At 40.6% G+C, this 12,030-nt stretch carries 9 protein-coding genes and 1 tRNA gene; 8 read left to right on the forward strand and 2 right to left on the reverse strand.

Annotation, left to right across the window (positions count from 1 at the left end; translation table 11 throughout):
- Positions 1-185: 185 nt before the first annotated feature.
- On the forward strand, positions 186-1,235 hold the full coding sequence (locus tag PMAL9190_RS10030; RefSeq protein ID WP_087845076.1) for a response regulator: 1,050 nt from the start codon (positions 186-188) through the stop codon (positions 1,233-1,235).
- Between the two features lie 74 nt (positions 1,236-1,309).
- Here the strand turns inward: PMAL9190_RS10030 and PMAL9190_RS10035 are convergent, their stop codons facing one another.
- On the reverse strand, positions 1,310-2,704 hold the full coding sequence (locus tag PMAL9190_RS10035) for a peptide MFS transporter (protein ID WP_087845077.1): 1,395 nt from the start codon (positions 2,702-2,704) through the stop codon (positions 1,310-1,312).
- Positions 2,705-3,147: 443 nt separating this feature from the next.
- Between PMAL9190_RS10035 and rfaH the strand changes: the two genes are divergently transcribed.
- Positions 3,148-3,651 carry a transcription/translation regulatory transformer protein RfaH gene (gene rfaH, locus PMAL9190_RS10040; RefSeq protein ID WP_087845078.1) on the forward strand — a complete coding sequence of 168 codons (504 nt, stop codon included), beginning with the start codon at positions 3,148-3,150 and terminating at the stop codon, positions 3,649-3,651.
- 77 nt (positions 3,652-3,728) lie between these two features.
- Here rfaH and folD read toward each other — a convergent pair whose 3' ends face one another.
- Positions 3,729-4,586 carry a bifunctional methylenetetrahydrofolate dehydrogenase/methenyltetrahydrofolate cyclohydrolase FolD gene (gene folD, locus PMAL9190_RS10045; RefSeq protein ID WP_087845079.1) on the reverse strand — a complete coding sequence of 286 codons (858 nt, stop codon included), beginning with the start codon at positions 4,584-4,586 and terminating at the stop codon, positions 3,729-3,731.
- Between the two features lie 339 nt (positions 4,587-4,925).
- Between folD and PMAL9190_RS10050 the strand changes: the two genes are divergently transcribed.
- The 6 genes from PMAL9190_RS10050 to hupB all read left to right on the forward strand — a co-directional run bounded on the left by PMAL9190_RS10050 (position 4,926) and on the right by hupB (position 11,933).
- Positions 4,926-5,002 (forward strand) — tRNA-Arg (locus PMAL9190_RS10050).
- A 438-nt stretch (positions 5,003-5,440) separates the two neighbouring features.
- Complete coding sequence (gene tig, locus PMAL9190_RS10055) at positions 5,441-6,739, forward strand: trigger factor (RefSeq protein WP_087845080.1); 1,299 nt, start codon at positions 5,441-5,443, stop codon at positions 6,737-6,739.
- A 105-nt stretch (positions 6,740-6,844) separates the two neighbouring features.
- Positions 6,845-7,468, forward strand: coding sequence for an ATP-dependent Clp endopeptidase proteolytic subunit ClpP (gene clpP / locus PMAL9190_RS10060; RefSeq protein WP_036793692.1), 624 nt, complete (start codon positions 6,845-6,847; stop codon positions 7,466-7,468).
- Positions 7,469-7,579: 111 nt separating this feature from the next.
- Positions 7,580-8,863, forward strand: a complete 1,284-nt coding sequence (gene clpX, locus PMAL9190_RS10065; RefSeq protein WP_087845081.1) for an ATP-dependent protease ATP-binding subunit ClpX — start codon at positions 7,580-7,582, stop codon at positions 8,861-8,863.
- Positions 8,864-9,072: 209 nt separating this feature from the next.
- Positions 9,073-11,436 (forward strand): endopeptidase La, encoded by a 2,364-nt coding sequence (lon, locus tag PMAL9190_RS10070; protein WP_087845082.1) that lies wholly within the window; start codon positions 9,073-9,075, stop codon positions 11,434-11,436.
- A gap of 224 nt (positions 11,437-11,660) precedes the next feature.
- On the forward strand, positions 11,661-11,933 hold the full coding sequence (gene hupB, locus PMAL9190_RS10075) for a nucleoid-associated protein HU-beta (protein ID WP_060997303.1): 273 nt from the start codon (positions 11,661-11,663) through the stop codon (positions 11,931-11,933).
- Positions 11,934-12,030: the final 97 nt, after the last annotated feature.

Here is a 12,030-nt window from a genome sequence, read left to right on the forward strand (position 1 = left end):
TTATATTTATAGAACATATTTTTTGATATTGCCTAAAAATAGTTATTTATTGTGCTTATTTGTTCATGTTAAGTGATATCACAGAAATAAATTTTGTTGCTACTACCAACTTTAGTGGTCCAAAGTTGGTATTGCTGATGTTAGCTTATACACTCATAGACGTAGTCATGAAAAAGGAGAGACTTTTGCTAAAAGGGAAAACTGTACTTATCGTAGAAGATGATCCTGTTTTTCGAACTATGATTGTTGGCTTTTTAAAGAGTCAAGGTTGTGTGGTGAGAGAGGCGGAAGATGGCTTGGTTGGACTAAAAGCCCTCAAAGACAATATTCCAGATTTATTGTTGTGTGATCTGGCGATGCCAGTGATGACAGGTATGGAGTTTGTGGAAGAGGTAGCATTGCAGTATCCAATGATTCCAGTGATTGTTATTTCTGGTACTGGCAATATGACAGATGTTGCTCAGGCACTTCGGCTTGGGGTTAAAGATTTTCTGATTAAACCGATTGACAATATCATGACGCTTAAATCAGCTATTGCATCGGTGCTCAAAATGCAAGACAGCGCTAAGCAACAGCAACAAGATTTTTCGCAGCGGTGGTTAGTCGATGGTGATGATGCTGGATTGGTTGAAGAAGAGTTGCAATGGCATATATCTGAGCTTAAAAATAATCCTCAAGCTGCACGTGAGTTGTTAATGGGGTTAATGCCTAATCTGCAATCTCACCATGGACGTTGGAAACTCAGCTATCGAGCATTGCAATCAGCAGAGATGTCACCGGTTATTTTTGATTATATTTGGCTCATTGATGGCCAACTAGCATTTTATATGGTTGATACCAGCTCTGGTGGTGAAAATAGCACGGCAACGGCATTATTAATCAGAGCGTGTTTTAATGATTGTTTACGTCGCCAAGGTAATTATTTAAGCAGTGTCCAACACTTAGTGTCGCAAATAGAATTAGGATTGAAGTATTCAGGTTATGCCACACCTGTGAAAGGTTTATTTGGCGTATTTAATCTTGCTGAAAAGCAGCTTCAGCTGATTGCGGCAGGTATCGGTGGTCAATTACAAGTGGGCGAGCAGTGCGCGACTATTACAGCAGGTGAGTGGCTGGGTAATGAAGCTTGCAATAATCCGCTAGTGATTTTACCGATGTCTGATAGTGGTGGTCGATTATCATTGAGCGATATTCAGCATGCTAATTTTAGTGTTAACTTTGAAACGGTAACATGAATTAAGTAATATTTTAAATTGAAAAGGGATGCCGTAGCATCCCTTTTTTATTTGCTATTAATCACTTTAAACCACTATGCATTTGCTGTTTGTGGTTTAGGTTGATTATCGTCGTTATCCGCAGCGCCTTCAGCACCATGCATCCACGAAATCAGTTTGTTTGAGAATAATAGTAATAATACGCCCGCAATCACGGCAGTAATAGCAATACCAGAGAAGATAGCTAATGGACCAGCTTCACCGATACTTGCACCGATAACACCTGCAACGTAGTTTGCAATCGCATTGGCGCCAAACCATGCACCCATCATCAATGATGCTAAACGTAGTGGTGCTAATTTAGTTACCATTGATAAGCCAATTGGTGATAGACACAGCTCACCAATGGTATGGAAGAAATAAGCACCAACTAGCCACATCATTGATGTTTTAACGGTTACATCACCGTTTTGCTCTAGTGCCGCACCGATCATGCAAGCAAAGCCTAGTGCAAGAGAGAACATTGCTAATGCAAATTTAACCGGTGAGTTTGGCTCACTCTTACCCATACGAACCCAAAGTGCCGCTAAGATAGGTGCGCAGATAATAATAAAGAATGGGTTTAATGATTGGAACCATGCAGCAGGTACTTCAAAATCGCCAATCATACGGTTGGTATATTCTTGAGAGTAAATATTCATCAGGCCGCCAGCTTGTTCAAAGCCTGCCCAGAATACGATTACAAACGTACACATCACTAAAATTACTTTTAAGCGGTCACGCTCAATTTTAGTCAGTGGCTCTTTTTTACCACTGGCATTTTTTTCTGCATCACGCACCGCGGCAGGTACAGTACCGATATCACCTAAGTAACGTTGAGCGAAGAAAACTTGAATTAATAGACTCATTAACATGCCAACACCAGCGCATAAGAAGCCTGCTTTCCAACCGTAAACAGCAGATGCGGTACCAGCTATAACACCCGCTAGTAGCGAGCCGATGTTAATACCCATATAGAAAATCGTAAATGCGCCATCACGACGGTTATCGCCTTCAGGGTATAAATCACCAACCATGGTTGAAATGTTTGGCTTAAATAAGCCATTACCAACAATAAGGAAGGCTAAACCAATATAGAAAGCAGTAACGGCATGGGGATCAACCACGCTGTGAGGTAAAGCCAGTGTAAATTGGCCAATGGCCATTAATACACCACCAATAATTATTGAGCGACGTTGACCTAAAATGTTGTCGGCAATCCAACCACCAATAAGAGGAGTAAAATAAACTAAGCCAGTGTAGATACCGTATAAGTTAAGTGCTTCTTCTGTGGTCCAGCCAAGGCCGCCGTTAATGGTTTTATCTGTTAAATATAAAACCAAGATGGCGCGCATCGCGTAATAAGAAAAGCGTTCCCATAGCTCTGTTCCAAATAAAAGGAACAAGCCTTTTGGGTGGCCCAGAAGGGTACCACTACTATTATGACTCATAAGATTCTCTATTTTATTTTAATTAGTGTGTTTGCTCATTCATGTAGGTTTATAAAGCACAATATATTTGACTGCAAGTTTTTACATTTAGAAAACAATGATAAAACATTATAACCATATGATAATTAAGCAATTGTACATATATCGATCAATTATGAAAAATCAAATTCCATTACCATTATCTATATCTTACACTATTTGATTGTTCGTATTTAGGGTTTTATATTGTTTTTTCGTATTATATTGGGTGGTTATATCACCATGTGAGAATATTCATATATGTTACAAATTTAGCGAAGGGATATTGGTCAATCATATTACATTGACCTATTACCATAGAATATAATCTCAATATTAATCAAAGCTGGGCTGTTGTGGCGAAGATGATAATTAGTATTGATTTGTATATACTGTTTTAAGTTAGGATTTAATTGAGGTTGATGATGAAAGATTGGTATCTACTTTATTGTAAGCGTAGTGAGCAAGAACGCGCAGTGATCAATCTTGATCGTCAAGGGGCTGAATGTTATTACCCACAAGTTGTTGTTGAAAAAATTGTGCGTGGTAAACGTTGTGAGTGTTATGAGCCGCTATTTCCAAGTTACATTTTTGTGAGCTTTGATCCTGAAAAATTAAGTTTTACAACAGTGCGTTCAACACGTGGTGTTGCAGACTTTATTCGACAAGGAGCAATGCCACAGATCGTAAGTGAAGAACTTATTTATAATTTAATGCTAAATGAAGATAATGGTTCACATGATCATATGTTTGAATCTTTACCACAGCAAGGCGATAAACTGATTTTGCAGCAAGGGAAATTTAAAGGCCTTGATGCGATTTATCAGGAAGCTGATGGTGAGAAGCGATCATTTATGCTGATAAACTTATTAGGTAAACAAGTTAAAGTTAGTGTAGAGAATACGGATCTCATCAACAAAAAAGCATAAGTTAATAAAAAAGCGAGTACTTCAATACTCGCTTTTTGTGTTTAATAACAGTGTCGCTTCATGTCAGAGGTGTTTACTTAGGCTGAATGATATTGTTCACAGGCTAGTAAAGTGTTTTCAATCAGGCTCGCTACAGTCATTGGCCCAACACCACCCGGCACCGGTGTGATATGTTTGGCGTGTTGGCAAGCAACATCAAATTCTACATCTCCGCATAACTTACCATTTTCAAGACGGTTAATACCGACATCAATCACTGTTGCACCAGCTTTTATCCAGTTACCAGGAATAAAATTAGCTTTGCCAACGGCGACCACAAGAATATCCGCTTGACGGACATGACCTTCAAGATCTTGTGTGAAACGATGACAAGTCGTTGTGGTTGCACCTGCTAATAACAACTCAAGTGTCATTGGCCGTCCGACAATATTCGATGCGCCCACAATAACGGCATGTTTGCCACGTACTTCAATATTATAGCGTTCGAGCAGTGTAATAATGCCTTTAGGCGTGCAAGAACGTAATTTAGGAATACGCTGACTAAGGCGGCCGACATTGTAAGGGTGAAAACCATCGACATCTTTTTCAGGATCGATGCGTTCAAGAATACGGGTGGTGTCCATACCTGCGGGTAATGGTAATTGTACTAAAATACCATCCATGGTTGGATCTTGATTAAGCTCATCAATTAAATCGAGTAATTGTTGCTCAGTAGCCGTGCTTGGTAGATCAAATGATTTTGAAATAAACCCGACTTCTTCACAGGCTTTGCGCTTACTACCAACGTAGATCTGTGAGGCTGGATCCTGACCTACGAGAACAACCGCTAATCCCGGTGCGCGTAATCCGGCATCGGTGCGTGCTTTTACTCTAGCGGCAACTTCCTGTCGTACAGTTTGGGAGATAATTTTCCCATCAATAATTTGAGCGCTCATGGTGATCCTTGTTGTGTTGGTTGAACGTATCAACGTCAATATTGTGGCAGATTATAAATGGAATTACTATCACGCAAACGTTTGCTATTTGATTTTATATTTTGCTATCACTCTGATTTAAGTGTTGAAGCTGTGATTAGTAATTGAAAAAGAGTGATAAACATGCAGCTAACTCGTTGCTGTGAGCGATTGTTTCTTCTCAAAATATCTTCAATCATGTTTTTTTTGTTGTATCTTTAACCAGTCAGTTGTTTTAAGTATGAAAAATGAAGCAAAGAGATTGACCTTATATGATAGCTACGTATAATCCTGCCTCGTAATGTCATGTTACACAATGATGCGCCCTTAGCTCAGCTGGATAGAGCACGTCCCTTCTAAGGATGTGGTCGCAGGTTCGAATCCTGCAGGGCGTACCATCTTCTCTTTACTTCTTGATATTATCCTCTTACTTCAATCTTTTTTCTAATTCTACACCCCAATTATTCAAGCCAATTTTTCTCATTAGCGGCTGTTAAAATTTGTCTTATTAGCTCGTTTTTCCAACATTTGAACCACAAAAAACCGTTAAAATGCGATTTTTTTCATTTTTCCCCTTGAAATGATAATTCTAGCCCCTATCTTGTAAAGCAGTCAGAGAGATCGTTCGCGTTAATAAGGTATCTACCTCGACGTCACCTAAAGGTGTCGTTATAATAGCGCGCTCTGAGAAGTAGGCGATCTACTCTCAGAATCTTTAAGAAAGAATTTAGGCGTTATGGTTTTCGAGCTGTAACACGAAAGGATGCCACCGTCAGTAAATGGCTGTTCGGCAACATTACTCAGAAACACTGAGTTAAGTTTTGAGGTTAAATATAATGCAAGTTACTGTTGAAACTACTGAAGGTCTAGAACGCCACCTAACTATTACAGTTCCTGCTGCAAACATCGAAGATGCTGTTGCTGCTGAACTACGTAAGATTGCTAAAACTCGTCGTTTTGACGGTTTCCGCCCAGGTAAAGCACCAATGAAGATGGTTGCTAAGATGTTCGGCGCTTCTGTACGTCAAGACATCCTAGGTGAAGTAATGCACCGTCACTTTATCGAAGCTATCGTTAAAGAGCAGATCAACCCAGCTGGCGCACCAACTTTCACTCCAGTAGAAATTGCTGAAGGTAAAGATTTAGTGTTTAAAGCTTCTTTTGAAGTTTTCCCAGAAATCGAACTAGTTGGTCTAGACAAAGTTGTTGTTGAAAAGCCAGTAGTAACTGTAACTGACGCTGACGTTGACGGTATGCTAGATACTCTACGTAAGCAACAAGCTACTTGGACTGAAGTTGAAGCAGCAGCTGATGCAGATAGCCGTGTAACTATCGATTTCGTTGGTACTATCGATGGCGAAGAATTCGACGGCGGTAAAGCTGAAGGTTTCGCACTTGCTATGGGCCAAGGTCGTATGATCCCTGGTTTTGAAGAAGGTGTTGTAGGTCATAAAGCAGGTGACGAGTTTACTGTAGAAGTGACTTTCCCTGAAGAATACCACGCAGAAAACCTAAAAGGTAAGTCTGCAGCATTTGCTATCACTCTTCATAAAGTAGAAGCACAACAACTACCTGAGCTAACTGAAGAATTCGTTGCTAAGTTTGGTGTTGAAGACGGTTCTGTTGAAGGTCTTAAGACTGAAGTTCGTAAGAACATGGAGCGTGAGCTTAAGCAAGCTGTTAAAGGTCGTATTAAAGATCAAGTTCTTAACGGTCTTGTTGAGCAAAACGACATCACAGTACCTACAGCGCTTATCGATCAAGAAATCGAAGCACTACGTAAGCAAGCTGCACAACGTTTTGGCGGCGATGCTAAGAACATGCCTGAACTACCACGTGAATTGTTCGAAGAGCAAGCTAAGCGTCGCGTAGTTGTTGGCCTACTAGTTGGTGAAGTAATTAAAGCAGAAGAGCTAAAAGCAGACGAAGATCGCGTAACTGCAATCATCGCTGAAATGGCATCTGCATACGAAGATCCAACTGAAGTAGTTAAATACTACGAAAGCAACGAGCAGCTAATGAACAATATGCGCAACGTTGCTCTAGAAGAGCAAGCAATTGATGCACTTCTAGCTAAAGCTCAGGTTTCAGATAAAGAAGTTAGCTTCAACGATCTAATGAATCCTGCTGCTTAATTTACTGAAATTGCTGTAGAGATTTGACATTGTCTCAAGTCTTCTGCTAACAATGGTCCGTGTGAATACTTTCATTCGGGCCATTTATTTTAGGGAAATAAGATTATGAGCTACCAAGCACAAAACGGCATGTCACCGATTATGGATGCGCTGGTACCGATGGTGGTCGAGCAGACTTCTCGTGGTGAGCGTTCTTACGATATTTATTCCCGTCTCCTAAAAGAGCGTGTGATTTTCCTAACCGGTCAGGTTGAAGATCATATGGCTAACTTAGTTGTAGCCCAACTGCTATTTTTGGAGTCAGAGAACCCAGACAAAGATATCTTCCTTTACATTAATTCTCCAGGCGGCTCAGTAACTGCTGGTATGTCAATTTATGACACCATGCAATTTATTAAACCAAATGTAAGTACAGTATGTATGGGTCAAGCATGTTCTATGGGTGCTTTCCTATTGGCTGGCGGTGCTAAGGGTAAACGTTACTGTCTACCTAACTCACGCGTTATGATCCACCAACCACTTGGTGGTTTCCAAGGCCAAGCATCGGATATTCAAATCCATGCACAAGAAATCCTAACGATTAAACAACGTTTAAATGGACTATTGGCAGAACATACTGGTCAACCATTAGAAATTGTTGAGCGTGATACTGACCGTGATAACTTTATGTCTGCAGATCAGGCAGTAGAGTACGGCCTTGTTGATGCTGTATTGAGTAAGCGTGACTAAGCCAGTTTTATTTTGCAATTCGCGATGCGGGTTTAGTAAAGCAAAATAAGTCGACTTGTTATACACTCAAGACAAGACAATGATGGGATACCCCAATAAAGAGGTTAGCGAATGACAGACAAACGAAAAGAGGGAAGTAGTAGCAAACTACTTTATTGCTCTTTCTGTGGCAAAAGTCAGCATGAAGTTCGCAAGCTAATTGCTGGTCCTTCTGTTTATATTTGTGATGAGTGCGTTGATTTATGCAACGACATTATTCGCGAAGAAATCAAAGAAGTGATGACGAAAAGCGATAGCGACGAGCTGCCGACACCACAACAAATTCGTAACAACTTAGATGATTATGTCATCGGTCAATCACATGCTAAAAAAGTGTTGGCTGTTGCTGTATACAATCACTATAAGCGTCTACGTAATGGCGACAAAAATAGTGATGGCGTTGAATTAGGTAAGAGTAACATCCTACTTATCGGTCCTACTGGTAGTGGTAAAACATTATTAGCAGAGACATTAGCGCGTATGCTTGATGTACCGTTTACAATGGCTGATGCAACAACATTAACTGAAGCTGGTTATGTTGGTGAAGACGTTGAAAACATCATTCAAAAGCTGCTACAAAAATGTGATTACGACGTAGCTAAAGCTGAGCGTGGCATTGTTTACATCGATGAGATCGATAAGATCTCTCGTAAGTCAGATAATCCATCAATCACACGTGATGTATCTGGTGAAGGCGTTCAGCAAGCATTGTTGAAGCTAATCGAAGGTACAGTTGCTTCTGTTCCGCCGCAAGGTGGCCGTAAGCATCCTCAACAAGAATTCTTACAAGTTGATACTTCTAAGATCCTATTTATCTGTGGTGGTGCGTTTGCAGGCCTAGATAAAGTGGTTGAGCAACGTGTAGCAACAGGTACTGGCATCGGTTTTGCGGCTGATGTACGTTCAAAAGACCAAACAGATACACTAAGTGATTTGTTTAAGAAAGTTGAACCAGAAGATTTGGTGAAATACGGTTTAATCCCTGAATTCATCGGTCGTCTACCTGTTACAGCAACGCTTGGCGAATTAGACCAAGACGCGTTAGTTCAAATTCTACGTGAGCCTAAGAATGCTCTTACTAAACAGTATGCAGCATTGTTAGCGCTTGAAAACGTTGAACTTGAATTCCGTGATGATGCCCTGATTGCGATTGCTAAAAAAGCAATGGATCGTAAAACAGGTGCTCGTGGCCTACGTTCTATCGTTGAAGCAGTGCTACTTGATACCATGTATGAGCTTCCGTCTCTAGAAGGTATCAGTAAAGTTGTTATTGATGAGTCTGTAATTCGCGGTGAATCAGAACCACTACTGATTTTCGAAAATACAGAAACACAAGAAGCAGCAAGTGCTGAGTAATTGCTGAGTAAGTGCTTAATATCTGCACATAAAAGCTTAAAAAAAGGAGGCTTTTGCCTCCTTTTTTATTTTCTGACATTTCATACATTGAAACTTGATGTATTACCCCCATATACTCAATATAAGCTAACTCTAATCGTATTAAGTAACTAAGCTGTATCCAGTTATGTTATTTAATACGATTAGTATAGACAGGAAGAGAGAAGAATATGAACCTGGAGCGTTCTGAGCGCCTTGAGATCCCGGTTCTACCTCTACGAGATGTAGTGGTATACCCTCATATGGTTATTCCATTGTTTGTGGGCCGGGAAAAATCTATTCGTTGCCTTGAGTCGGCAATGGAAAACAATAAACAGATTCTGCTGGTTGCTCAAAAAGAAGCTGCCACAGATGAACCGTCGATCACTGATCTTTATGATGTTGGTACTGTTGCCACCATTCTTCAACTATTAAAGCTTCCTGATGGTACGGTAAAAGTGTTGGTTGAAGGCCAGCAACGTGCCAAAGTGGAAGAGCTTGTTGACGAAGAGTTTTTTACAGCCAATGCTGAATTTTTGGTTACGCCAGCAATGGATGAGCGTGAGCAAGAAGTTTTAGTTCGAACGGCAATTAGCCAGTTTGAAGGCTTTATCAAGCTTAACAAGAAGATTCCACCTGAAGTCTTAACATCCCTAAATGGCATTGATGATGCAGCGCGTCTGGCTGATACTATCGCAGCGCATATGCCTCTGAAATTAGCGGATAAGCAAAAAGTACTTGAGATTGTTGATATCACGGAGCGTTTAGAGTTCTTGATGGCAATGATGGAGTCTGAGATTGATTTACTGCAAGTTGAAAAACGCATTCGCGGACGCGTTAAAAAGCAGATGGAAAAATCTCAGCGCGAGTATTACCTAAACGAACAAATGAAAGCTATCCAGAAAGAATTGGGTGAGCTTGACGATGCACCAGATGAATTTGAAGCGTTAAAGCTTAAGATTGAAGCATCAAAGATGCCAGCTGAAGCGCGTGAAAAAACAGAACAAGAACTGCAAAAGCTAAAGATGATGTCACCGATGTCTGCTGAAGCGACTGTTGTACGTGGTTACATCGATTGGATGTTAAGCGTGCCTTGGCATAAGCGTTCTAAAGTGAAGAAGAATCTTGCTAAAGCAGAAGAAATTCTTAACGCCGATCATTACGGCTTAGAGCGAGTTAAAGAACGTATTCTTGAATATCTCGCAGTGCAAAGCCGTGTTAACAAGCTTAAAGGTCCAATCCTTTGTCTTGTCGGACCTCCTGGTGTAGGTAAAACCTCGTTAGGTCAATCTATTGCAGCTGCAACCGGACGTAAGTACGTGCGTATGGCATTAGGTGGTGTACGTGATGAAGCGGAAATCCGTGGTCACCGTCGTACATACATTGGTTCTATGCCGGGTAAGTTAATTCAGAAAATGGCAAAAGTGGAAGTGAAAAACCCACTATTCCTATTAGATGAAATTGACAAAATGTCTTCTGATATGCGCGGTGATCCAGCATCGGCATTACTAGAAGTGTTAGATCCTGAGCAAAACAGTTCGTTTAACGATCATTACCTTGAAGTTGATTATGACTTATCTGATGTAATGTTTGTGGCGACTTCGAACTCGATGAACATTCCAGGACCATTGCTTGATCGTATGGAAGTGATCCGTCTTTCTGGTTACACCGAAGACGAAAAGCTAAATATTGCTAAAAATCACTTACTTGAGAAGCAAATTCAGCGTAATGGATTAAAGCCTAGTGAGCTGACAATTGAAGATTCAGCACTGATTGGCATTATTCGTTACTACACTCGTGAAGCGGGTGTACGTAGTCTTGAGCGTGAAATTTCAAAACTATGCCGTAAAGCAGTGAAAGAAATTTTATTGAACAAAGACATTAAGCACGTTTCGATTAACCAAGATAATCTAAAAGATTACTTAGGTGTGCAGCGTTGCGATTACGGTAAAGCTGATGAAAGCAACCGTGTTGGTCAAGTAACGGGTCTTGCATGGACAGAAGTCGGTGGTGATTTATTAACTATCGAAACTGAATCGATGCCAGGCAAAGGTAAACTAACCTACACAGGCTCTTTGGGCGATGTGATGCAAGAGTCTATTCAGGCAGCAATGACAGTGGTACGTAGTCGCGCTGAGCGTTTAGGTATTGCGAGCGATTTTTACGAAAAACGCGATATTCATGTTCACGTGCCTGAAGGTGCAACACCAAAAGATGGTCCAAGTGCGGGTATCGCGATGTGTACTGCGCTTGTTTCTAGCTTAACGGGTAACCCAGTACGTGCTGATGTTGCTATGACGGGTGAAATCACATTACGTGGTGAAGTATTACCGATCGGTGGTTTAAAAGAGAAACTATTAGCGGCGCACCGTGGTGGTATTAAAACGGTGTTAATTCCAAAAGAAAATGAACGTGATTTAGAAGAAATTCCAGAAAATGTCATTGCTGATTTGGAAGTACGCCCAGTACGTTGGATTGATGAAGTGCTAACAATAGCATTGCAGAATAATCCAGCAGGCATTGAGTTAGTCAATGCACGAAATAGTGACCTATAGCAAAATTAGTTAAAGAAAAAACGCTTTCAGGGTTAAAAACCTTGTCAGCGTTTTTTTGTGTGGCTATAAGGTACATCTAATCCGCGTTATGCGAACTAATTTTAAGTTTTGATAGCCATTTATAGTCGGCTCTCAAACTACGAATATTTTTCTATTTGATTACGATAACGCGACTATCTAATAAACAGTGCGTAGTGATCAAGGTTCATTAAGAGGATCTAATTGTGAACAAAACTCAACTAGTTGATAAAATCGCAGAAAGTGCTGATATTTCTAAAGCATCTGCAGGCCGTGCTCTTGATGCATTGATTGAAACAGTGACAGAAACTCTAAAACAAGGCGATTCGGTTGCATTAGTTGGTTTTGGTACTTTCTCTGTGCGTGAGCGTGCAGCACGTACTGGCCGTAATCCACAAACAGGTGCAGAAATTCAAATTGCAGCTGCAAAAGTACCTGGTTTCAAACCAGGTAAAGCGCTTAAAGATTCTGTAAACTAAAAACAATGGGTGCAAGCCCGTGTTTTGTCATGTTTTCATGGCTTAAAAATTGCTACCGGAAAGAGTATACTTATTCGGTACGATAAAGGCGCATCGG

This window comes from Photobacterium malacitanum (assembly GCF_900185615.1).
In the GTDB taxonomy this organism is placed as follows: domain Bacteria; phylum Pseudomonadota; class Gammaproteobacteria; order Enterobacterales; family Vibrionaceae; genus Photobacterium; species Photobacterium malacitanum.